This window comes from Lysobacter sp. F60174L2 (assembly GCF_052547135.1).
Genome location: NZ_JBQWRA010000002.1, coordinates 301610 through 325062 on the forward strand (window position 1 = coordinate 301610; position 23453 = coordinate 325062).

Below are 23453 nucleotides of genomic sequence, written 5' to 3' on the forward strand. Positions count from 1 at the left end.
CGCCATTGTCCGTCATCCGCCCCGGTGCGTCGCGTCCGCCGGGTGACCGCAGTGGTGGATCAGTCGCGCGAAGACGTCACGGTCGCCCGGTCGCGGGTCGCATCGCGCAACTGGGTTCTGAGCGAGTCCAGTTGCCCGGCCGGCAGGCGCAGCTGCAACTGCGCGCCGGTGGCATCGAACCGCTCGTCGAGCTTGTCGGCGCCGTGCGCGGCAACCGTCGCATGCACCGCGCCGGTGTCGGCAAAACCGTAACTCACCGTGCATTCGACCAGTTCGACCAGTTCCCGTCGCGGCGCCGTGCGCAGGCACTCCGCGGCGCAGCCGCCGTAGGCGCGGACCAGGCCGCCGGCCCCCAGCTTGATGCCGCCGTACCAGCGGGTGACCACGACCACGACCTGGTCGAATCCCTGGCCGTCGATCGCGGCCAGGATCGGCCGGCCCGCGGTGCCGGCGGGTTCGCCGTCATCGCTGGAGCGGTACAGCCCGCCGATGCGGTAGGCCCAGCAGTTGTGGGTGGCGTCGACCGTGCCGACTTCGGCGACGAACGCCAGCGCCGCCTCGGGCGATTCGACCGGCCCGGCCAGCGCGAGGAAGCGGCTGTGCTTGATCTCGATCTCGTGGCTGACGCGTTGGGCGAGGGTGGTGCCGCTCATCGTTCCGGAGGAGTTTCGGAAGCGGTAGCGATCGCCAGCACGTCGTCGGGCAACGTCAGTGCCGGATGCGCTTCGCGCAACGCGTCGAGGCTGGCGCGCGCGCTGTCCAGGTCGCCGCTGTCGCGCCGCTGGCGGATGCGTTCGATCCAGTCGACCGGATCGAGCAGGTGGTCGCTGTCGACCGGGACGTCGGCGATGGTGATCGTGCGCCGAGGGGTATCGATATCGCCCGGCTCAGCCGGTGCGTCGTCGGTGCCCCCCCTGTCAGCGGTGGCGGCGGTGGCTTTGCGCTGCATTGCTGCAGCCCTTGAATCCGCCTGGTACCTCGCCTGCGCCGCAGCCGCGGGCCTGTTGACCGCTGCGGCCGCCGTGTCTATCACCGGTGCGGGAGGGGCCGGTGGCGCGGGAGGGGGAGGTGGTGCAGGCACAGGTGAAGGGGGAGCGGCCGGAGGGGCCGGAAGAGCGGCAACCTCGGGCGCGTCGACCGGCGACGGATCATCGAATACCACGGGCGGCGCCGGCCGCGGTGCAGGCGGTGGAAGCATGCGCAGCCGCGGCTCGGACGATTGCGCAGGTGCCGCAATGTCCGCTGCCCGGGGCTTGGCGGGGCGGGAGAGGTCGCTTTCCGACACGGGCGCCTCCGCCTCCGCCACTGTCGCCGTCGCCGGCGATCGGATCACCGCGCTGGACGGCATCTCCTCGCGCTCGACCGGCACCTCGTGCACCGGTCGCAGCTGCCACACCACGCCCACTGCCAGCGCCAGCGTCGCCGCGATGCCGACCAGCGCGGGCCAGCGCGAACGTGGACGTGCCGGACCGGCCCTGCGGCCCGCGGCCGCATGCGCGGCCCCGAGGATCCTCGCGTCCAGTTCGGCCGAGGGCGTCGCGCGCGGGGCGATGCGGCCCAGCCGCCCGGCCAGTTCGCGTTCTTCGGGCGTCAACGGATCGGGTCGTTGGCTGGTCATGGATTCAACCCCGCGCGCAGTTTGTCCATCGCGTAGCGCAGGCGCGACTTGACGGTTTCCCGGCCGCTGCCGGTGATCGTGCCGATTTCCTCCAGGCTCAACTCCTGCTCCAGCCGCAGCAGCACCACCATGCGTTGCTCGTCGGGCAGGTCGTCGATCGCGCGCTGCAACTGGCGGCGCTGCTCGAACTCCGACAGCTCGCGCTCCGGATTGGACGGGTCGGGCTGGCGGTTGCTGCGTTCCTCGCCGTCGGCCGGTGCCGGGGGACGGTGCTTGAGCGCGCGCCAATGGTCGTTCAGGCGGTTATGGGCGATCCTGAACAACCAGGTGCGGAACGCCGCGTCCGGTTTCCAGCCATCGCGGGCACCGATGACCCGCTGCCACACATCCTGGAAGAACTCGTCGGCCATCGACGGGTCGCGCAGCTGGCGCAGCAGGAACCGGTACAGCGGCCCGCGGTGGCGCGCGTACAGCATTTCGAACGCGGCCGCGTCGCCACCGGCCCAGGCCAGCATCAGCATTTCATCGCTCGAGTCGGCGGCGCCATTCATCGGCAGCAGGGTACGGGCTGGCGCGGGCCACGGAAAGCCACCCGGCCATGGCCGGCGCAGGCGCGCTATCCTGCCCGGGAACACGGGGGGCGCCAGCAGGTGCAGAAGGCAAGCGCAACGATGGGCAGCGCGCAAAACGTGACCGGCGCGACCGGCGGGGCGGACTCGCTGGTCGCCGAACTGCGGGACGCGCGGGCGCGCGTCGAGTCGCTGGAAAAGTCCGAGCGGCTGCAGCAGGCCCTGTACGAGATCGCCGACCTGGCCGGTTCCGACCTCGAGATGGACGAGATGCTGCAGCGCCTGCACTCGGTCGTCGCCGGGCTGATGTATGCGGAGAATTTCTACATCGTGCTGTTCGACGATGTGCGCGACAGCTACCGGTTCCTCTACTTCGCCGATCGCCTCGACCCCTACGTGGCCGAGCCGGAGCAGGAGATCTTCGCCGAGGAGACCCCCACCAGCCTGACCCTGGCGCTGCTGCACCACGGCGAGCCGGTGCTCGGATCGTCCGACAAGGTGCGCGCGCAACTGTCGGTCGGCCACGACGACCGGCACGGCCCCGACAGCGAGGACTGGCTCGGCGTGCCGATGCGCCGCGACGACCGCGTCTGCGGTGCGATCGTGGTGCAGAGCTACGACCGTCCCGACAGCTACGGCGACGAGGAGCGCGCCCTGCTGGCGTTCGTTGCCCAGCACATCCTGACCGCGCTGGACCGCCACCAGGCCCGCGAGGAACTGGAACGGCGGGTCGAGGAGCGCACCCAGGCGCTGCAGCAGAGCAACCGCGACCTGCAGAGCGAGATCGTCGAGCGCCAGCGCGCCGAACGGCTGCAACGCGCGCTGTTCCGCATTGCCGAACTGTCGATCACCTCCGACACCCTGGAGCGCTTCTACGCGCAGGTGCACGACGTGGTCGGCGAGCTGCTGTACGCCCGCAACTTCTACATCGCGCTGCTGTCGGAGGATGGCGAACGGCTGGAGTTCCCGTACTCGATCGACGAGCGCGACGCCGCCCGCGTCACCCGCCGGCTCGGCGCCGGCATGACCGAATACGTGATTTCCAGCGGCCGCCCGGTGCTGGCCGACCGCCAGCGGATCGCCGAGCTGGAGGCGCAGGGCCACTGGCGCAGCCACGGCAGCCTGTCGCATTGCTGGCTCGGCGTGCCGCTGTTCCGCAACGACGCGGTGGTCGGCGTCATCGCGGTGCAGAGCTATTCCAATGCGATCAACTTCAGTGCGCGCGACCAGGACCTGCTGACCTTCGTCGCCCACCACATCGGCATCGGGCTGGCGCGCAAGCAGGGCCAGGACCGGCTGATCGCGGCCCACGTGGAGCTCGAGCAACGGGTCGAGTCGCGCACCCGCGAACTGGCGATGGCCAACGCCGAGTTGCTGGAGCAGATCGGCGAGCGCCTGCGTGCCGAGCAGAAGCTGACCCACCAGGCCCGGCACGATGCGCTGACCGGGCTGCCCAACCGGTCGCAACTGCTCGACCGGCTCGGGACCGCGATCAGCAACGCGCGGACCAGCGCGCGGCACAGTTCGATGGGCGAGACGCCGCGGGTGTTCGCGGTGCTGTTCCTCGACCTCGACCGTTTCAAGCTGGTCAACGACAGCGTCGGCCATTCCGCCGGCGACGACCTGCTGGTCGAGGCCGGGCGACGCATCGTCGCCACCGTGCACGATGGCGACACGGTGGCGCGGCTTGGCGGTGACGAGTTCGCCATCCTGATCGAGGACATCGACGGCCTGCACGCGGCCGAGGAACTGGCCCAGCGGATCCTCAACGCGCTCGGCCAGCCGTGCTGGGTGGCCGGGCGCGAAGTGTTCCCGTCGGCCAGCCTGGGGATCGCCCTGTGGCATCCGCGTTACCACACCGGCGCCGAGCTGCTGCGCGATGCCGACGCGGCGATGTACCGGGCCAAGGCGTCCGGCCGCGACCGTTGCGCGGTGTTCGACGAGGCGATGCGCGAGCAGGCGCTGCAGATCCTCGACCTGGAAGCCGACCTGCGCCGGGCGATCAATGGCGACAGCTTCATCGCCCATTACCAGCCGATCGTGCGTCTGGGCGACAACGCGGTGATCGGCCACGAAGCGCTGTTGCGCTGGCGCCACCACGCGCGCGGCCTGCTGAGCCCCGGCGAATTCATCGGCGTCGGCGAGGACAACGGGCTGATCGAGGAAGTCGACTGGCTGATGTACGCGCAGGTGATCTCGCGGCTGTCGGTCGACGGCACCGGCTACATCTCGATCAACGTCTCGCCCCGGCACTTCCGCACCGACGATTTCGCCGACCGCCTGCTGCGCCTGATCGACGCCGCCGGCGCCGACCCGAACCGGCTGCGCATCGAGATCACCGAGGTGGCGTTGCTCGACGACGTGCCCCGCGCGTTGCGCACGCTGGAAACCCTGCGCGGCCACGGGGTGCTGGCGCAGCTGGACGACTTCGGCACCGGTTATTCGGCGTTGTCGTACCTGCACCGGTTCCCGATCGAATGCCTGAAGATCGACCGCAGCTTCGTCGCCGGGCTGACCGGCGACAGCAAGAACGAAAGCATCGCGGTGGTGCGGGCGATCCAGGCGTTGGCCGGTGCGCTGGGGATCTACACCATCGGCGAGGGTATCGAGACCGACGAGCAGCGCGCGCTGCTGCGGGAACTGGGCTGCGACTACGGCCAGGGCTACCTGCTCGGCCGGCCGGCCGAGCAGATGGCGTCCACGATCGCCCCTTCCGTCAATCGCTGACGGCGGCTGCACCGGCGCTCCGGTTGCCGGCCGGGTCGTCACTGTGGTCGACCAGCAGCCGGGCCTGTTCGACCAGCTCGATGAACTCCGCGTGGCGGGAGTCGTTGTGCTCGCGACCGGTGGAGCGCGCGGCGGCGAGGATGCCGTCCCAACCCCAGCCATCGGTGTGCGTGCCGCCACGCAGGGCATCGGCAAAACCGGCGACCGCCGCGGTGAACATCAGCGAGTCGCTGGCCTGCGGGCGCAGCGCGGAATGCAGGATCGGGGTTTCGATCAAGCGGCTTCGGTCGCTGCCGGGCTGCTTGTAGCGCAAGCGCAGGTGGGCGATCTCGCCGCTGCTGGTGGCCGCGGGGCGATCGTTGCCATAACGCAATGCCGGCAGCCGCGCCTGGTCCGAACCTACCGGAGTGATCTCGTACAGTGCGGTCACCTCGTGGCCCGCGCCGATCTCGCCGGCGTCGACCTTGTCGTTGGCGAAGTCCTCGTTGCGCAGGACGCGGTTCTCGTACCCGACCAGCCGGTACTCGGCGACCCGTGCGGGATTGAACTCGACCTGGATCTTGACGTCGCTGGCGATCGTCAGCAGCGTCGACCCCATCGCTTCGACCAGCACCCGCCGCGCCTCCAGTGCGCTGTCGATGTAGGCGTGGTTGCCGTTGCCCAGGTCGGCCAGCCGCTCGGCCAGCGCGTCGTTGTAGTTGCCACTGCCGAAGCCGAGCGTGGTCAGGGCGATACCGCTCCTGCGCTGGTCGGCGACCAGGGTTTCCAGCGCGCCTTGGTCGACCGTGCCGACGTTGAAGTCGCCATCGGTCGCCAGCAGGATGCGGTTGACGCCGCCTTCGACGTAGCCCTGCCGCGCCATGTCGTAGGCCAGCTGGATGCCCGCGCCGCCGTTGGTGCTGCCGCCGGCCTGCAGTTGCTCCAGCGCGGCAAGGATTTCGCCTTGTCGGTTGCCGGCGGTCGGGGGCAAGACCAGTCCGGCGGACCCGGCGTAGACCACGATCGAAATCGTGTCCTGCGGGCGCAGCTGGCGCACCAGCATGCCCATCGCGCGCTTGAGCAGCGGCAGCTTGTCGGCCGAGTGCATCGAACCGGACGTGTCGACCAGCAGCACCAGGTTGGCCGGTGGCAGGTCCGCCCGCGGGACGTCGTAACCCTTGATGCCGATCATCAGCAGTTGCCGGCCGGCGTTCCACGGCGCCGGTGCCAGCTCGGTGCTGACCCGGAACGGAACCTCGCGCGAGGTCGGCGCGGGGTGGCCGTGGTCGAAGTAGTTGATGAACTCCTCGGCACGCACCGCGTCGGCCGGTGGTCGCACACCGTCGAGCAGCATGCGGCGCACGTTGGCGTAGCTGCCGGTGTCGACGTCGATCGAGAACGTCGACACCGGCTGGTCCGATGTGCGGTGGACGGGGTTGTCGTCGAAATCGGCGTAGTTCTCGGTGTTGGCCGGCGGGACTGGCGGCCGGTACCAATGACTAGCATCCGCGACGACCGAGCGGGCCATGGCCTGCGGCGCGTACATCACCGGTGCCGGCGGGGCGGGTGGGGGCGGTGGGCCAACCGGGTTTGCCTTGGGCGCGACCGTTGCCAAGTCTTCCCGGGCGACGGCCGCCTCCCGGGTCGAGCTGCAGGCAGTGACGGCAAGGCCGGCGACAAGCGCGGCCGCGAGGGCGGCGACGCGCGCGGTGGAACGCGAGGGATATCGATGCATGGCGGATGCCTCGTGGGTCGGTACCGATGGCAAACGCGCGTCTGTCCGGAACGGGGTTGACGCCCATCGATGGCCGGCGCGATCAACGGTCGCGGATCACCAGCAGCCGTTGCTCGGTCATGTCCTCGATCGCATAGCGCAGGCCCTCGCGGCCGAGCCCGGACGCCTTCACCCCGCCGTAGGGCATGTTGTCGACCCGGAAACTCGGGATGTCGCCGACCACCACGCCGCCGACGTCGAGCCGGTCCCAGGCCCGCATCGCGTGGTCCAGGCGCGCGGTGAACACGCCGGCCTGCAGGCCGAATTCGCTGTCGTTGACCGCGGCGAGGGCGTCGTCGAAATCCTCGAACGGCTCGATGAAGGCGACCGGGCCGAATGCCTCCTGCCGGTACAGGTCGCTGTCATGCGGCACCTTTTCCAGCAGCCATGCCGGCAGCATGTTGCCTTCGCGCTCGCCACCGGCGAGCTTCTTCGCGCCGGCCTTGCGCGCCTTCGCGATCCAGTCCTCGACCCGTTTGGCGGCGCCCTCGTCGATCATCGGGCCGATGAAGGTCTTCTCGTCGCGCGGGTCGCCCATGCGCAGCTTGCCGACGGCGGCCCTGAGCTTGCGTCGCAGGGCGTCGTGGATGTCGACGTGGACGTAGATGCGCTGCACGCCGATGCAGCTCTGGCCGCTCTGGTAGTAGGCGCCGGAGACCAGCCGCTTGACCACTTCGTCGAGTTCGACGCCGGGGTCGGCATCGACGATGCAGGCCGCGTTGCCGCCCAGCTCCAGCACCACCTTCTTGCGTCCGGCGCGGGCCTTGAGGTCCCAGCCGATCAGGCCGCCGGTGAAACTCAGCAGCGCGACGCGCTCGTCCTCGACCAGTTGCGAGGCGTCGTCGTTGGAGCAGGTGACCACCGAGAACGCGCCCTTGGGCAGATCGGTCTCGGCCAGGATCTCGGCGATGATCAACGCCCCGATCGGAGTTTTCAGCGCCGGCTTGAGCACGAACGGGCAACCGGCCGCGATCGCCGGCGCGACCTTGTGCGCGACCAGGTTGAGCGGGAAGTTGAACGGCGTGATCAGGCTGCACACGCCGACCGGCACGCGCTTGACCATGCCGCGGTAGCCGACGGTGCGCTCGGAGATCTGCAGTTCCAGCACCTCGCCGCCAATGCGGGTGGCCTCGCCGGCGGCGATGCGGAAGGTGTCGATCAGCCGGGTGACCTCGCCGCGTGCGTCGGCGATCGGTTTGCCGGCCTCGATGCACAGGGCGAGCGCGAGCTCCTCGTGGCGCTCCTCGAAGCGGCGCACGCAATGCTCCAGCACCTGGCGCCGCGCGCCGGGCGGGAACGCCGCCATGGCCTCGCGCGCCTTGTATGCCGCGGTGATCGCCTTGCCGACCGCCTTGGCGTCGGCCATGGCGACCCGGGTGACGCGCTTGCCGCTGTACTTGTCGAACACCTCCAGGTCGGTGTTGGTGGCGACCGGCTTGTTGGCGAGGTAGTAGGGGTAGGTTTTCTTCAGGGTGGCCATTTACGAATCTCCTGGATTGCTAGCTCTTGTCCGACTGTGCTTCCTGCGGTTGTAGGAGCGACGTGAGTCGCGATCGGGGGCCGGTGCGGACGGACGATTTCCGATCGCGACTTACGTCGCTCCTACAGGGAATACCGGCGCTACAGCGCGTCGGCCAGCGCCGCGCTCAGTCGCGGGATTTCCTCGTTGAGGATGCGGTCGTCGTCGCTGTAGTCGATCGGCACTTCGATCAGGTCGATGCCGGGACGCGCGAGCGCCTCGCGCAGCAGCGGCAGGAACTCCGCCGTCGACGCGGGACGATGTCCGCGCGCGCCGTAGCTTTCCGCGTACCTGACGAAATCGGGGTTGGACACGTCCATGCCGTAGTCGGGGTAGTCCTCGTGCTGCTGCTTCCACTTGATCATGCCGAACGCGTTGTCGTTGAGCACCAGCACGGTCAGGTCGATGCCGAGGCGAACCGCGGTTTCCAGTTCCTGCGAATTCATCATGAAGCCGCCGTCGCCGCAGACCGCCAGCACGTTGCGGTCCGGGTGGACGATGCGCGCGGCGATCGCCGAGGGCAGGCCGGCGCCCATCGTCGCCAGCGCGTTGTCGAGCAGCAGGGTGTTTGGGAAGCGGCAACGGTAGTTGCGCGCGAACCAGATCTTGTACAGGCCGTTGTCGAGGCAGACGATGTCGTCGTCGCCCATCGCCGCGCGCACGTCGGCGACCAGCCGCGGCCCGGTCAGCGGGAAACCGTCGTCGTCCGCGCGCTTGGCGATGTTCGCGGCCAGCGCCGCGCGCACGCGGTCGAAGAAGCCGAAGTCCCAGTGCGGCTGCGGTGTCAGCGCCTCGCCGAGCTGCCACACCGCGTTGGCGATATCGCCGACCACCTCGATCTGCGGGAAGTACACCGCGTCGACCTCGGCGCCCTCGTAGTTGACGTGGATGACCTTGCGCCTGCCCTCACGCATGAAGAACGGCGGCTTCTCGATCACGTCGTGGCCGATGTTGACGATGCAGTCGGCGGCGTCGATCGCCCGGTGCACGAAATCGTGATCCGACAGCGCGGCGTTGCCGAGCCACAGCGGGCTGTCCTCGTCGAGCACGCCCTTGCCCATCTGGGTGGTGAAGAACGGGATGCCGAGCTTGTCGACGAACGCGCGCAGGCAGTCGGCGGTGGTCTGGCGGTTGGCGCCAGCGCCGATCATCAGCAGCGGGTGACGCGCGTCGGCGATGGTTTGCGCGGCGTGGGCGATCGCCTTGGCCTCGGCGACCGGGCGGCGCGAATACGACGCCGGCAGCAGGTGGGCGTCGGTCGGGTCGCCGGCGATGTCCTGCGGCAGCTCCAGGTGGACCGCGCCGGGCCGTTCCATCTGCGCGCGCCGGAACGCCTCGCGCACCCGCGCCGGGATGCTGCCGGCGGACACGATCTGGCGCGTGTACTTGGTCAGCGGCCGCATCGTGTCGACCACGTCGATGATCTGGAAGTGGCCCTGCTTGCTGGTCTTGATCGGCTTCTGGCCGGTGACCATCAGCATCGGCATTGCGCCCAACTGGGCGTAGGCCGCGGCGGTCACCAGGTTGGTCGCGCCGGGCCCGAGCGTCGACAGGCAGACCCCGGCGCGGCCGGTCAGGCGGCCGCAGGTCGCGGCCATGAAGCCGGCGGCCTGTTCGTGGCGGGTCAACAGCAGCTTGATCGAGGAAGTGCGCAGCGATTCGAGCAGGTCGAGGTTCTCCTCGCCGGGGATGCCGAAGATGTACTCGACGCCTTCGGCTTCGAGCGCGGCGACGAACAGGTCGGACGCCTTCGCCATGCGTGCCTCCTTGGTGCGGCTGGATGGGGCAGTCTGAACGAAACGGCGTTAGCGCAAGGCGACGGAAGGGACCTGTGTAGGAGCGACGTAAGTCGCGATTTCGCTGATGCCCGGAATCGCCGTGCGATCGCGACTTACGTCGCTCCTACAAGGAACCGGCTATTTCTGCGGTTCGACCTTGAGCTGCAGGTTGCCGTCGCCCAATCGCGCCTGCAGCCGATCCCCCGGCGCGGCATCCAGCACGCTGCGGACGATGCGGCCGTCGTCGTGCTGCAGGATCGCGTAGCCGCGCGCGACCGTGGCCAGCGGGCTGACGGCTTCCAGCGAGCGGGCGAGGGCGCGCAGCCGCAGCGCGTCGCTGCCGAGCCGGCGGGCGATGCAGGCCTGCGGCCGGTTCGCCAGCGACGCCAGGCGCTCGCGCAGGCGGACGATGCGGCGTTGCGGGTGGGCGGCGCGCAGCACCGCGTCGGCATGGCGCAGGTGGGCGCGCTCGCGATCGAGGCGTTGCTGCCACGCGGTGGTCAACCGGCGCATCGCCTCGGCCTGGCGCCGGTGCAGCAGGTCGAGCCGGGCACGCGGGCGCAGGGCGTTGAGGCGCAAGGCGGCGCGATCGGCGCGCTGCATCCGCTGGCGCAGGTGCTGTGCTTGCAGGTTGTGCAGCCGGGCGGCGAGGGCGCGCAGCCGGCGCGCCAGGTCATCGCGGCCCGGCACCAGCAGCTCGGCCGCGACCGACGGGGTCGGCGCGCGCAGGTCGGCGGCGAAGTCGGCGAGGCTGAAATCGGTTTCGTGGCCGACCGCGGACACCACCGGCACGTCGCAGGCCGCGATCGCACGGGCGAGCCGCTCGTCGTTGAACGCCCACAGGTCTTCCAGCGAGCCACCGCCGCGCGCCAGTACCAGCACGTCGTAACGGCCCGACGCCGCCGCGCGCTGCAGCATCGCGGTGATCTGCGCGGCCGCGGTCGCGCCCTGCACCTGCACCGGCAGCACGTCGGCCTCGACCAGCGGGAAGCGCCGCGCCAGCACGCTCAGCACGTCGCGCACCGCGGCGCCGCTGGGCGAGGTGATGACGCCGATGCGCGCGGCGAACGCCGGCAGCGGCCGCTTGCGCGCATCGTCGAACAGGCCCTCGGCCTGCAGCTTCGCCTTGAGCTCCTCGAACGCGCGGCGCAGTGCGCCTTCGCCGGCTTCCTCCATGTGGTCAAGCACCATCTGGTACTCGCCACGCGCTTCGTAAAGGGTGACCCGGCCGCGCGCGAGCACGCGCAGGCCCTCGCGCGGCTGGAACTTCAGCCAGGTGCTCTTGGGTTTGAACATCGCGCAGCGGACCTGCGCGCGCGCATCCTTGAGGGTGAAGTACAGGTGCCCGGAAGCAGGCCGCGAGACGTTGCCCAGTTCGGCCTCGACCCAGACCAGCGGGAAGGCGCCTTCCAGCAGGTCGCGCGCCAGCGTGTTCAGCTGGCTCGGGGTGAGGACATGGTTGCGGTCGTCTGCGGGCATGGGGGTGGGGCGGACGCGGCTGGATACGGTACCGCAATGTAGGAGCGACGTAAGTCGCGATCGCACGGCGATCCCGGGTGGCGAGGCGATCGCGACTTACGTCGCTCCTACAGGAGGCGGGGCGCGGCGGTAGAATTGGGGGATGAACGACGCTGCCATTCCCTGTGCCCATCCCGCTTTCGGCCCGCAATCGCGCCGGTCGACCCGCGCCGTGACCATCGGCGGCGTGCAGGTCGGCGGCGGGGCGCCGGTGGTGGTGCAGTCGATGACCAACACCGACACCGCCGACGTCGCCGGCACCGTCAAGCAGGTCGCCGACCTGTGGCGCGCCGGCTCGGAGCTGGTGCGGATCACCGTCAACACCCCCGAGGCGGCCGCCGCGGTGCCGCGCATCCGCGACAAGCTGGCGATGATCGGCGCGCCGGTGCCGCTGATCGGCGACTTCCACTACAACGGCCACCAGTTGCTGACCGCCGAGCCCGCCGCGGCCGAGGCGCTGGCGAAATACCGGATCAACCCCGGCAACGTCGGCTTCGGCAAGAAGCGCGACAGCCAGTTCGCGACCCTGATCGAGCTGGCGATCAAGCACGGCAAACCGGTCCGGATCGGCGCCAACTGGGGCTCGCTCGACCAGTCGCTGGCGACCCGTTTGATGGACGAGAACCACACCCGCGCCGAACCCTGGGAGGCCGGCAGGGTGCTGCGCGAGGCATTGATCCGCTCGGCGCTGGACTCGGCCGATCGCGCGGTCGAGATCGGCCTCCCCGCCGACCGCATCGTCCTCAGCGCCAAGGTCAGCGGCGTGCAGGAACTGATCGCGGTGTATCGCGAACTCGCCGGCCGCGGCGACTACGCGCTGCACCTCGGCCTGACCGAGGCGGGCATCGGCAGCAAGGGCATCGTCGCCTCCAGCGCGGCGCTGGCGGTGCTGTTGCAGGAAGGCATCGGCGACACCATCCGCATCTCGCTGACCCCCGAACCCGGCCAGTCGCGCACCAACGAGGTCATCGTCGCGCAGGAGTTGTTGCAGACGATGGGCCTGCGTGCATTCACCCCGATGGTCACCGCGTGCCCGGGCTGTGGCCGCACCACCAGCGAGTTCTTCCAGGAACTGGCGAAGACCGTGCAGGCACACGTGCGCGCGAAGATGCCGCAGTGGAAGGTGACCCATCCCGGCGCCGAGAACCTGACCCTCGCGGTGATGGGCTGCGTGGTCAACGGCCCCGGCGAGTCGCGCCACGCCAACATCGGCATCTCGCTGCCGGGCACCGGCGAGGCGCCGTCGGCGCCGGTGTTCGAGGACGGCCAGAAGACGGTCACCCTGCGTGGCGAGAACATCGCCGACGAGTTCGTCGGGCTGATCGACAACTACGTCGAGCGCCACTATGGCGGCGCCCGGGTCGCCTGACGCCCGGTCGTCCGATCGCGGGCCGCCCGACGCCGGGCTGCCGAAGCCGGGCGAGGTGCTGCGCGAGGAGCGCCGCGTCACCACCGACCTGCTGCATCGGCATGGCTGGCGATTGCTGCTGGTATTCATCGGACTGCTGCTGCCCTTGTGGGGTTTCGCCGAGCTGGCCGACGAGATCCACGAGCAGGAGGCCATCGCTTTCGACGAGCCGCTGCTGCACTTCGCCCATGGGCTGGCGACGCCGGGGCTCGACCGCGTTTTCGTCGTCCTTACCGACATAGGCTACCTGCACGGCGTGGTTCCGTTCGACATCGCGCTGGTGCTGGTGTTGCTGGTGTTGCGCCGCTGGCGTGCGGCGGCGTTTGCCGCGCTCGCGCTGGCCGGCTCGGGCCTGCTCAACGTCGGCACCAAGCTGGTGTTCGCGCGCGACCGGCCGTCGCTGTGGGAATCGATCACGCCCGAGTTGACCTACAGCTTTCCGAGCGGCCACGCGATGGGCTCGGCGACGCTGGCCTGGGTGCTGGTACTGCTGGCCTGGCGGACCCGCTGGCGCTGGCCGGTGGTCGCGGTCGCGGTGCCGTTCGTGCTGCTGGTCGGCTTCTCGCGTGTCTACCTAGGTGTGCATTACCCGTCCGACATCCTTGCCGGCTGGGCCGCGGCCAGTGCCTGGGCGGTCGCGAGCCACCTGGCGGTTTTCCGCCTGCATGGGCGGGCCTGGGCGGAGCGCGTCCGGACGGACTGACCGGTCGCAGCGGCAGGCAACGGACCGCCGTCACACGGAAATTTTTGCTGCGCTGCACGATATTTGCTGGAACAGTGTTTCAATTCGGGTGCGGTTCAGGGTGCGTGCAAACACGTGTTGATTTTCGCTGCAAGTCCCATGCGGCGGGTTTATGGTCTGTTTATCCTCGATTTTTTCCAAGCTGCCAGATTCGGCACAGTCGCGCGGTGCGCCAACGAAAATTGACGGCGACTCCGGCCACTTCTAATTTCGCGCGGTCGCGCACCACCCGGTGCCGGCGATCCGCGCGATGGACCCGGCACCTGGACAGGTGTCACCGATGCCACCACCAGATGGCCAGGGCGTTCGCGGGGAACAGGGGGAATTTGTTCAATCCACGGCGCCGCCACGGCGGTCGCATTTTTCTTCATGGAAAGGAGATTTCGGATGACATGCACTTCCCGTAACACTCACCTCCGCACCATCCACCTGAAAGCCCTGGTGGCAGCGATCGGCATGGCCGCCGCGTCGACCGCGATGGCCGCGAACACCCAGCAGGTCCAGCGACAGAGTCTGGTCGCCACCCCGGCCAGCCAGCTTGCCGGCGAACTGGGCCTCGGCGCCAACATGGCGTTGAAGGCGCGCAGCTCGGCCGCCACCCCCGGCAACACCCGCACCGTGCGCATGCAGCAGACCTACCGCGGCGTGCCGGTCTATGGCCACAGCGTGGCCGTGGTGCAGGACGCCCGTGGCAATGCCCTGCGCATGAATGGCCAGGTGCTGCAGGGCGTGCAGGTCGACCTGCCGTCGGTGACCCCGCGGCTGAGCCAGGCCCGCGCCCAGTCCGTGCTTGCACGCCACAGCCAGTCGCTGCGCGCCGGCGGCGGTGACATCAGCAACCAGAAGGCAGAGCTGTTCGTCTATGCCCCCGAGTCCGCCACCCAGGGGCAGGCGCGGCTGGTGTACCTGACCTCGTACTTCGTCAACGGCGACGCCCCCGCGCGCCCGACCGCGATCATCGACGCCAACACCGGCGAGGTCATCCGCCAGTGGGATGGCCTGACCTTCGCCGATGGCTACGGCCCGGGCGGCAACCAGAAGATCGGCCAGTACCAGTACGGCACCGACTTCCCCGCACTGGACGTGCAGCAGTCGGGCAGCACCTGCTCGATGGTCAACACCAACGTCGAGACCCACAACTTCAACCACGGTTCCAGCGGCCCGATCCACACGTTCAACTGCCCGACCAACACGGTCAAGCAGATCAACGGGGCGTACTCGCCGCTCAACGACGCGCACCACTTCGGCGGCGTGGTCTACGACATGTACGACGCCTATGTCGGCGTTCCGCCGCTGACGTTCCGGCTCAAGATGAACGTGCACTACGGCAACGGCTACGAGAACGCGTTCTGGGACGGCTCGTCGATGACCTTCGGCGACGGCGCCAGCACGTTCTATCCGCTGGTGTCGCTGGACGTCAGCGCGCATGAGGTCAGCCACGGTTTCACCGAGCAGAACTCGGGGCTGGAGTACCAGTACCAGTCGGGTGGCATGAACGAGGCGTTCTCCGACATGGCCGGCGAGGCGGCGGAGTTCTTCGACCGCGGCAGCAACGACTTCCTGGTCGGCGCTGACATCTTCAAGGGCAACGGCTCGCTTCGCTACATGTGCAACCCGACCCAGGACGGTGGCTCGATCGACCACGCCGACGACTACTACGACGGCCTCGACGTGCATTACTCCAGCGGCGTCTACAACAAGGCCTACTGCACCCTTGCCCAGACCAGCGGCTGGGATGCGAAGGAGGCCTTCCAGGTGTTCGCCTACGCCAACCAGTTCGAGTGGCAGCCCAACACCACGTTCGACGAAGGCGCCTGCGGCGTCGAGGCCGGTGCGACCGCGCTCGGGTTCCCGGTGGCCGACGTTACCGCGGCGTTCGCCGTGGTCGGTGTCAGCTGCGACGGTGGCACCACGCCGAACCCGGGTGGCGGCGAACTCGAGAACGGCGTTCCGGAGACCGGCATCTCCGGTGCCCAGAACAGCCAGCAGTTCTGGACCCTGGAGGTTCCGGCCGGCGCGTCCAACCTGGAGTTCACCACCTCCGGTGGCAGCGGTGACGCCGACCTGTACGTGAAGTTCGGTTCCGCGCCGACCACGTCCAGCTACGACTGCCGTCCGTACCGCAGCGGCAACAACGAGACCTGCAGCATCAGCAACGTGCAGGCGGGCACCTACCACGTGATGCTGCGTGGCTACAGCTCGTTCTCGGGCGTCAGCCTGACCGGCAGCTTCGACGGTGACGGCGGCGGTGGTGGCAACACCTACTTCGAGAACGGCACCGACGTGCAGATCGTCGACCGCACGACCGTGGAAAGCCCGATCAGCGTCAGCGGCGTCGGCGGCAACGCGCCGTCGGACCTGGAAGTGACGGTGAGCATCGACCACACCTACATCGGTGACCTCACCGTCAGCCTGGTGGCGCCCGATGGCAGCGTCTACAACCTGCGCAACCGCAGTGGCGGCAGTGCCAACGACATCGACGCGACCTACACGGTCAATGCGTCGTCGGAGTCGGCCGACGGCACCTGGAAGCTGCGTGTCAACGATGCCTACAGCTACGACACCGGCAAGATCGACCTCTGGAGCCTGCAGTTCTGAGGTTTGATGGTCGAATGATGTGACCGGAACCCCGGCCTTGTGCCGGGGTTCTTTTTCGAGGTGGTCCCGGCTCCGCGCCGGGGTTCCTTTATCCGCTCGCGTCAGATCTTCGGATGCCAGCCGCGCCGGTCCATCCAGCGCACGATGCCCCACCACAGTGCGACGAACGCGAGCGCGAAGGCCAGCGACGGCAGGTACGGCCCGAAGCGGGGCGCCATCCACCCGCTGAAGCCGATGCGGTAGACCGGTTCCCACCATCCGAGCGCGGCGAACACATGGACCATCAGCGCCGAGCCCGCATACGCGGCGATGGCGTTGGCGCCGAAGCTGCGGCCCAGCGCCGGCCAGCCGCGCAGGTCGACCAGCGCGTGGCAGGCGGCGAGCGCGAGCATCGCCCAGCCGCCGGTCCACAGCACGTACGACGAAGTCCACAGGTTCTTGTTGAGCGGGAACAGCGGCGACCACAGCGCGCCCAGTGCGAGTGCGGCCAGGCCGGCCAGCCAAAGCCGGCGCACCTGGCGGTGGCGCAACCAGTCGCCGGCGCGCAGTCCCAGCAGGGTGGTGGCGACCGCCGGCAGCGTCGCGAGCAGCCCTTCCGGATCGTGTCCGCGGCCGGTCGCAGCGTCGAACAGGTACGCGTGCGGACCGAGCATGCCGGCATCGATGCGGCTGGCAAGGTTGGTCCATGGCTCGTAACCGCCGGTCCAGCCAAGCAGGCCCCAGTAGCCGATCAGCAGTACGGCGAAGCACAGCCATTGAACGCGGGCGCGGGTATGCAAGGCGAGCACACCGACGACCGCGAAACACAGGCCGATGCGTTGCAGCACGCCCCAGGGGCGGAAGTGTTCCGCGTCGGACAGCCACCACGCCACGAGGTGCAGCAACAGGCCAAGGCCGACGATCCGCGCCGCGCGCCAGAGCACGGCGCATTGCAGGCGGCCGCGGTCGCCGCCGGCCTGCCTGCGCGGCACCACGCCCAGCGCGATCGACACCCCGACGATGAACAGGAAGAACGGGAACACCAGGTCGGTCGGCGTGCAGCCGTGCCATTGCGAGTGCAGCAGCGGTGCGTAGACGTGGCCCCAGTCGCCCGGGTTGTTGACCAGCAGCATCGCCGCGACGGTGAGACCGCGCAGGGCGTCGACGGACTGGAAGCGTGGCGCGGCGGTCACGGGCATTGCGTCTGCCGTGTTCCTACGCGGGCTGGCCGGCGATCCAGGTGGTGGCGACCTGCAGCGCGTCGTCGAGCAGTACCAGGTCGGCGCGATATCCCGGCGCGATCCGCCCGCGGTGGTCGTCGATCCGCAGGAACCGCGCCGGGTACAGCGATGCCATGCGCGCGGCCTCCTCCAGTGGCAATCCCAGCATCGACACCGCGTTGCGCACCGCGGTGGCCATGTCGAGCGCGGAGCCGGCCAGCGCACCGGCGGCGTTGCGAACCACGCCGTCGCGCGCGGTGATGGTTTCGCCGTAGAGCGTGTAGTCCGGGCTGTCCGCGCCGACCGGCGGCATCGCGTCGGTGACCAGGAACAGCTTGCCGCGTGGCTTGGTCGCCAGTGCGACGCGCAGGCTGGCCGGGTGTACGTGCACGCCGTCGACGATGATCCCGCACCAGCTGTCGCGGTCCTCCAGTGCCGCTCCGACGACGCCGGGTTCGCGGCCCTGCAGTGGCGTCATCGCGTTGTAGAGGTGGGTGAAGCCGCGCACGCCGGCATCGAGGCCGATGCGTGCCTGTTCGTAGCTGGCCGCGCTGTGTCCGGCGGCGACGATGGCGCCGCGTGCGACCAGTGCGCGGATGCTCGCGGCCGGCACCTGTTCGGGAGCGAGCGTGAGCAGGGTGACGCCGGTGCCGAGCGAGGTCGCGAGCTCCACCTCGGCGGCATCGGGCACGCGGAACTTGCCGGCGTCGTGCGTGCCCTTGCGTGCGACTGCCAGGTACGGGCCTTCAAGGTGGATGCCGAGCACGCCCGGCACGTCCCGGGCGATCGCCTCGCGCACCGCGTCGATCGCCGCGCGCATCACCTCCAGGTCGTCGCTGATCAGCGTCGGCAGCAGGCCGGTGGTGCCGAAGCGGCGATGCGCGCGCGCAATCGTGGCGATCGCCTCGACCGTGGGCGCGTTGTTGAACAGCACGCCGCCGCCGCCGTTGACCTGGGCGTCGATGAAGCCGGGCAGCAGCATGCTGCCGCGCAGGTCATGGACGTCGGCATCGCGCAGTCGCGGGTCGTCGTCGCGCAGGACGGCGATGACGTCGCCGCCTTCAACCAGCACCGCCACGCCGTCGTGCAGACCGTCGTCGAGCAGCACCTTGCCGTTCGCCAGCGCGATCGCCATCAGACCGTCTCCGTCACCTTGTTCAGGTGCGGCGGCAGGTCCGGGTTGAAACCGCGCCGCAATGCCAGCGCGTTGATCGCGCGGTAGAAGCTCTGCACCACCAGCAGCGGGGCGCAGGCAGGGTGGGGCGCCGTGGCCATCGGCAGGCCGTCGCGATCGGCATCGCCCGCGGTCACCCACACCGGCGCGCCACGTTCGCGGAACTCGCCTGCCAGCGCGCGCGTGCCGGCACCGGTTTCGTCGGCCAGCGCGAACGCCACCACCGGGAAGCCCGGTCCTACAAGCGCCATCGGCCCGTGTTTCACTTCGGCCGAACTGAAGGCCTCGGCATGCAGGCCGCAGGTTTCCTTGAACTTCAGCGCGGCCTCCTGGGCGGCGGCCAGGCCAAGGCCGCGACCGAGCACGAACAGGTTGCGTGCACCCGTCAGCCCGTCGACCAGTGGCGACCAGTCGCATCGCCATGCCGCGCGCAACGCATCGGGCAGGGCATCGAGCGCATCGAGCAGCGGCGGTTCGCCCTTCCAGCAGGCGCCCAGTTGCAGGATCGCCGACAGCGAGGCGAGGTAACTCTTGGTCGCCGCGACGCTGCGCTCGGCGCCCGCATGCAGCGGCAGCACGGTGTCGGCCATGCGCGCCAGCGGCGAGTCCTCGACGTTGACCAGCGCCACCACGCGCGCGCCGGCGTCATGCGCGGCCTGGGCGTTGCGCAGCAGGTCCGGACTCTTGCCCGACTGCGAGATCACCAGGTACAGCGCGCCACGCAGGGACTGGGTGGCCCCGTATACCGAACCGACCGAAGGCGAGGCCGACGCGGTGACGGTGCCGAGCTGGGTCTCGAACAGGTATTTCGCGTAGGTCGCGGCGTGGTCGGAGCTTCCGCGCGCGCAGGTCACCACGAACGGCGGCGGCGTGCGGCGCAGGTCGGTGCACAGGCGTTCGACCGCGTCGCGGTTGCGCGCGAACTGCCGTTCCACCACGTCGGCGGCCTCCGCGGCCTCGCGGAACATCAGGGTCGATTCCGGCGCGGGCGCCAACGCGCTCACGCCTCGTGCTCCGCCTGGGTGTCGCGGCCGCCGGCGTTGCCACGTGCGCGCATCGGCGCGGTCGAGCCGCGCACCACCAGTTGCGGCACGAAACCCTGGTTGCGGATTCCCAGCGGATGCTCATCGCCGTCGGCCTGGCGCAGGCTGCCGGCGAGCAGGCGGGTGGCGTGCCGGGCGATGTCCCCGGTCGCCTGTTTCGCGGTGGTCAACGCGGGCCACGAATGCTTGGAGATGGGACTGTCCTCGAAGCCTGCGATCGACAGTTCGTAGGGCACGTCGACCCCGGCGGACTTCGCCGCGGCAAGCACGCCGGCGGCGATCTCGTCGTTGGAACCGAAGATCGCGGTCGGGGGCTCGCGCAGCGCCAGCAGCCGGCGCGCGCCGCGGAAGCCGTCGTCGAAGGTGTAGTCGCCCGGCACCACCAGGTGCTTGTCGAGGGTGATGCCGTAGTCCTTGAGCGCGTCCTCGTAACCCTGGTAGCGTTCCTGGCTGGAACGGTGCGCGGCGCCGCCCCAGAGGAAGCCGATGCGCTGGTGGCCGAGCTGGATCAGGTGCTCGGTGATCTCGTAGGCGGCGTCGCGGTCGTTGACGAACACGCAGGGGTGGCCGTCCTTCGGGTCCTCGGTCGCGGCGATGATGCGTACCAGCTTCACCCCGCGCGCGGCGAGGGCGTCGACCAGTTCGGTCGACTCCGACATCGGCGCGGTCAGCACCAGCCCCGCCAGGCGCGAACGTCGCGCCCATTCGCCGAGCTCGTCGGCCAGCAGTGGCGAACTCGAATCGCAGGGATGGATCTGCAGGTCGAAGCCGGTTTCGCGGCAGGCCGACAGCACGCCGTTCTGCACGCCGATAATGTGGTACGGGTTGGGGTTGTCGTAGACCAGCCCGATCACGTAGGGCGTCGCGCTGCGCAGGCTGCGCGCGGACGGATCGGGCTCGTAGTCGAGCTCGTCGATCGCCTGCAGCACGCGGTCGCGCGTGGCCTGCATGACCGACGACTCGTTGTTGATCACCCGCGACACCGTCTTGAGCGACACCTTGGCGCGCTCTGCGACGTCCTTGATGGTCGGCCTGCGCACGTTCAGTCCCCGCCTTGCCCGCAATCGTTCATCGCCCGCGCCCCGTCAAGATCAGTCCAGGCCCGCGCGATGACCACGCCGGGCGTAGTAGAGGATATAGAGGTAGCACGGCACCACCAGCGCGGCGAATACCAGCTGGAAGTCGTAGTGTTGCTTGAGCACCGCGAACAGCTGCGGGATCACCGCGCCGCCGGCGATGCCCATCACCAGCAGCGCCGAACCGGTTTCGGTCAGGCGCCCGAGCCCGCGGATCGCCAGCGGGAAGATCGCCGGCCACATCATCGCGTTGGCGAAGCCCAGCGCGGCGACGAACCCGACCGAGACGTAGCCGTGGGTCACGAACGCGCCCAGTGCCAGCAGCACGCCGAGCGCCGCCGACACGCTGAGGTAGCGCTCCTGCGAGATGAAGCGCGGGATCGCCACCAGCCCGACCAGATAGCCGACCAGCATCGCCCCGAGCGTGAACGAGGTGAAGAACTTGGTCTGGTCCAGCGGCAGGTCGAAGCCTTGGCCATAGATGCCGATCGCGTCGCCGGCCATCACCTCCACGCCCACGTAGACGAAGATGCACAGCGCGCCCAGCCACATGTGCGGGAACTGCAGCAGCCCGCGCTTGCCGGCGGCGGCCGCGTTGGCCTCTTCGGCATGGATGTCCGGCAGCGGCGAGAACACGATGCCGACCGCCAGCAACGCCAGCAGGCCGGCCATCACCAGGTACGGCGTATGCACGCGCGCGGCGAACTCCGCCAGCAGCGCCTCGCGCGTGGCCGCATCGGCGCCGGCGACTTCGGTCGCGAGATCGCCCATGCCGTGCATCACGACGGTGCCGATCAGCAGGGGCGCGAGGATGCCCGCGGTCTTGTTGCAGATGCCCATCACCGCGATGCGCTGGGCCGCGCTCTCGATCGGCCCGAGGATGCTGATGTAGGGGTTCACCGCGGTCTGCAGGATCGCCAGCCCCGCGCCGATCACGAACACGCCCGCCACCGCGCCCGGGTACACCCGCAGCGTCGTGTATTCGCCGAAGACCACCGCGCCGACCGCCATCACGAACAGCCCCAGCGCCATGCCCTTCTTCATGCCCGTGCGGCGCAGCACCCATGACGACGGCAGCGCGAGGCAGAAGTAGGAGATGTAGAACGCGCTGGGGATGAGGAAGGCCAGCGCCTCGCTGACGTCGAAGGCGAGCCTGGCGAACGAGATCAGCGGCCCGTTGAGCCAGGTGACGAAGCCGAAGATGAAGAACAGCAGGCCGATGATGGCGATCGAGCCGGTATTGCCGGCGGGTTTTGATGCGGATGCGGCAACGGCCATGGACAATGTCTCCTGTGCGCAGAGGTGCGATCCCGCGGCCGGTTCCGATGACGCGATGGACATGGCCGGGGGCAACGTTGTCATATTTTTTCCGTACAAGCCATGTTTTCGGCGCGACCGATGCACCTGTTCGCGCACTCATGGCTTGTGCAGCGCAGCATGGCTTGTCTTGTTGCTGCACTGCAGTAACCGCCTGGCACGTTTCATTCAAAACACAGTTGTATTCAAAGGAAGCAAACGGATGTATTCAATGCCATTTTTGTCACCACTGCCGACCTCCTGGTGGGTCATTGGTGGCCGTGTGTTGACATCGTTGTCAGCGCACTTCCACACTCCGGGCCACCCCACCGCCGCGTCCGCCGGATGCGGAGCCCGACCGGAGACCACGTGCCCGCAGTCGCCAGCCAGATGCCAGTGGACGCCATGAGCCGCGCCGACGCGCCGTTCATCGCCGCCGACGTGGGCGGCACCCACGTCCGCATCGGCCTGGTCCGCGCCAGTGGCAATCCCGCGCAGCCGATCGAGGTGCTGGAGTACCGCAAGTACGTCTGCGCGCAGTACCCGGGGCTGGCCGAGATCATCGAGGACTTCGTGTCCGGCCTGAGCGGGGTCACGGTGTCCGAAGGTGCCATTGCCAGCGCCGGCTATCCGCTCGATGACGGCTCGCTGATCGCGGTCAACCTGCCGTGGCGGATTTCGCTGGATGCGATCCGCGCGCGGCTGGGCTTCCGCGCATTCCGGCTGGTCAACGATTTCGAGGCGGTCGCGCATGCCGCCGTCTATGTGGACGCGAGCGAGGTGTTGCAGCTCACCGGCCCGGACACGGTGCCGCCCGGCCCAACCCTGATCGTCGGCCCCGGAACCGGCCTGGGCGCCGCGGTCTGGATCCCGTCCGCGCACGGCCCGGTGGTGCTGGCCACCGAAGCGGGGCACGCCGCACTCACCACCGGCACCGAACTGGAAATGGCGCTGCTCCGGCAGATGCTCGGCCAGCGCAGCCACGTACCGGTCGAGCATGCGTTGTCCGGCCCCGGGCTGATGAACCTGCATGCCGCGCTGTGCGCGCTGCACGGCACCACCTCCGGTTACGCGACGCCCGACGCGATCACCGCCGCCGCCCTGGCCGGCGCGGACGAGCGCGCGCGCGAAAGCCTCGGCGTGTTCTGCGGCCTGCTCGGCAGCACCGTCGGCGACATGGCGCTGCTGTACGGCGTGCAGGGCGGCATCTATCTCGCGGGCGGAATCCTGCCGCAGATCCGCGAATTCGTCTTGCAGAGCACTTTCGTCGAGCGCTTCCTCAACAAGGGCCCGATGCGCGAGGCGCTGGAGCGGATTCCGGTGAAGCTGGTCGAGCACGGGCAACTGGGCGTGATCGGCGCCGCCAACTGGTACCTGTCCGGCGCGGGAGCGCGGGCACCGCTGCAATAGGTCGGCGCGCGTGGCGATCCCGTCG

The 23453-nt window shown here is 69.4% G+C and carries 17 protein-coding genes; 5 read left to right on the forward strand and 12 right to left on the reverse strand.

The features are described 5' to 3' along the window. Window positions 1-59: 59 nt before the first annotated feature. Genes ACT9AS_RS06555 through ACT9AS_RS06565 form a run of 3 tightly spaced genes read right to left on the reverse strand, consistent with a single transcriptional unit; the run spans window position 60 to window position 2169 of the window. The gene (locus ACT9AS_RS06555) at window positions 60-653 is read right to left on the reverse strand and encodes a YigZ family protein (RefSeq protein WP_445099317.1); all 594 of its coding nucleotides are present in this window, start codon (window positions 651-653) and stop codon (window positions 60-62) included. Beyond that, the gene (locus tag ACT9AS_RS06560; RefSeq protein ID WP_445099318.1) at window positions 650-1618 is read right to left on the reverse strand and encodes a hypothetical protein; all 969 of its coding nucleotides are present in this window, start codon (window positions 1616-1618) and stop codon (window positions 650-652) included. Before ACT9AS_RS06560 ends, ACT9AS_RS06555 begins: the two co-directional genes overlap by 4 nt. After that, a complete protein-coding gene (locus tag ACT9AS_RS06565; RefSeq protein ID WP_445099319.1) occupies window positions 1615-2169 on the reverse strand; it encodes an RNA polymerase sigma factor in 555 nt (184 codons plus the stop codon). The genes ACT9AS_RS06560 and ACT9AS_RS06565 overlap by 4 nt, the downstream gene beginning before the upstream one ends. On the opposite strand from ACT9AS_RS06565, the gene ACT9AS_RS06570 reads away from it, so the two are divergent. After that, the gene (locus ACT9AS_RS06570) at window positions 2143-4914 is read left to right on the forward strand and encodes an EAL domain-containing protein (RefSeq protein WP_445099782.1); all 2772 of its coding nucleotides are present in this window, start codon (window positions 2143-2145) and stop codon (window positions 4912-4914) included. The two genes, ACT9AS_RS06565 and ACT9AS_RS06570, sit on opposite strands and share 27 nt — an antisense overlap. On the opposite strand, the gene ACT9AS_RS06575 is transcribed toward ACT9AS_RS06570, so the two are convergent. The 4 genes from ACT9AS_RS06575 to xseA all read right to left on the reverse strand — a co-directional run bounded on the left by ACT9AS_RS06575 (window position 4904) and on the right by xseA (window position 11443). Then, window positions 4904-6628 carry a YfbK domain-containing protein gene (locus ACT9AS_RS06575; RefSeq protein WP_445099320.1) on the reverse strand — a complete coding sequence of 575 codons (1725 nt, stop codon included), beginning with the start codon at window positions 6626-6628 and terminating at the stop codon, window positions 4904-4906. The two genes, ACT9AS_RS06570 and ACT9AS_RS06575, sit on opposite strands and share 11 nt — an antisense overlap. 82 nt (window positions 6629-6710) lie before the next feature. Continuing rightward, window positions 6711-8147: an aldehyde dehydrogenase family protein gene (locus ACT9AS_RS06580; protein ID WP_445099321.1), complete on the reverse strand. Its 1437-nt coding sequence runs from the start codon at window positions 8145-8147 to the stop codon at window positions 6711-6713. 140 nt (window positions 8148-8287) lie between these two features. Further along, window positions 8288-9943, reverse strand: coding sequence for an acetolactate synthase large subunit (locus ACT9AS_RS06585; RefSeq protein WP_445099322.1), 1656 nt, complete (start codon window positions 9941-9943; stop codon window positions 8288-8290). Window positions 9944-10102: 159 nt separating this feature from the next. Further along, the gene (gene xseA, locus ACT9AS_RS06590) at window positions 10103-11443 is read right to left on the reverse strand and encodes an exodeoxyribonuclease VII large subunit (protein ID WP_445099323.1); all 1341 of its coding nucleotides are present in this window, start codon (window positions 11441-11443) and stop codon (window positions 10103-10105) included. Between the two features lie 142 nt (window positions 11444-11585). Between xseA and ispG the strand changes: the two genes are divergently transcribed. The 3 genes from ispG to ACT9AS_RS06605 all read left to right on the forward strand — a co-directional run bounded on the left by ispG (window position 11586) and on the right by ACT9AS_RS06605 (window position 16230). After that, window positions 11586-12851 (forward strand): flavodoxin-dependent (E)-4-hydroxy-3-methylbut-2-enyl-diphosphate synthase, encoded by a 1266-nt coding sequence (ispG, locus tag ACT9AS_RS06595; RefSeq protein ID WP_445099324.1) that lies wholly within the window; start codon window positions 11586-11588, stop codon window positions 12849-12851. Beyond that, on the forward strand, window positions 12829-13593 hold the full coding sequence (locus tag ACT9AS_RS06600) for a phosphatase PAP2 family protein (RefSeq protein ID WP_445099325.1): 765 nt from the start codon (window positions 12829-12831) through the stop codon (window positions 13591-13593). Before ispG ends, ACT9AS_RS06600 begins: the two co-directional genes overlap by 23 nt. Window positions 13594-14019: 426 nt before the next feature. After that, the gene (locus tag ACT9AS_RS06605; protein ID WP_445099326.1) at window positions 14020-16230 is read left to right on the forward strand and encodes a M4 family metallopeptidase; all 2211 of its coding nucleotides are present in this window, start codon (window positions 14020-14022) and stop codon (window positions 16228-16230) included. 101 nt (window positions 16231-16331) lie between these two features. Here the strand turns inward: ACT9AS_RS06605 and ACT9AS_RS06610 are convergent, their stop codons facing one another. Genes ACT9AS_RS06610 through ACT9AS_RS06630 form a run of 5 tightly spaced genes read right to left on the reverse strand, consistent with a single transcriptional unit; the run spans window position 16332 to window position 22000 of the window. After that, window positions 16332-17408: a heparan-alpha-glucosaminide N-acetyltransferase domain-containing protein gene (locus ACT9AS_RS06610; protein ID WP_445099327.1), complete on the reverse strand. Its 1077-nt coding sequence runs from the start codon at window positions 17406-17408 to the stop codon at window positions 16332-16334. 16 nt (window positions 17409-17424) lie between these two features. Beyond that, window positions 17425-18564, reverse strand: a complete 1140-nt coding sequence (gene nagA / locus ACT9AS_RS06615; RefSeq protein ID WP_445099328.1) for an N-acetylglucosamine-6-phosphate deacetylase — start codon at window positions 18562-18564, stop codon at window positions 17425-17427. Continuing rightward, complete coding sequence (locus tag ACT9AS_RS06620; protein WP_445099783.1) at window positions 18564-19571, reverse strand: SIS domain-containing protein; 1008 nt, start codon at window positions 19569-19571, stop codon at window positions 18564-18566. Before ACT9AS_RS06620 ends, nagA begins: the two co-directional genes overlap by 1 nt. Before the next feature lie 32 nt (window positions 19572-19603). Beyond that, window positions 19604-20686 (reverse strand): substrate-binding domain-containing protein, encoded by a 1083-nt coding sequence (locus ACT9AS_RS06625; RefSeq protein ID WP_445099329.1) that lies wholly within the window; start codon window positions 20684-20686, stop codon window positions 19604-19606. A gap of 51 nt (window positions 20687-20737) precedes the next feature. Then, window positions 20738-22000: a glucose/galactose MFS transporter gene (locus tag ACT9AS_RS06630; protein ID WP_445099330.1), complete on the reverse strand. Its 1263-nt coding sequence runs from the start codon at window positions 21998-22000 to the stop codon at window positions 20738-20740. A 423-nt stretch (window positions 22001-22423) separates the two neighbouring features. Between ACT9AS_RS06630 and ACT9AS_RS06635 the strand changes: the two genes are divergently transcribed. Beyond that, window positions 22424-23428: a glucokinase gene (locus tag ACT9AS_RS06635; RefSeq protein ID WP_445099331.1), complete on the forward strand. Its 1005-nt coding sequence runs from the start codon at window positions 22424-22426 to the stop codon at window positions 23426-23428. Window positions 23429-23453: the final 25 nt, after the last annotated feature.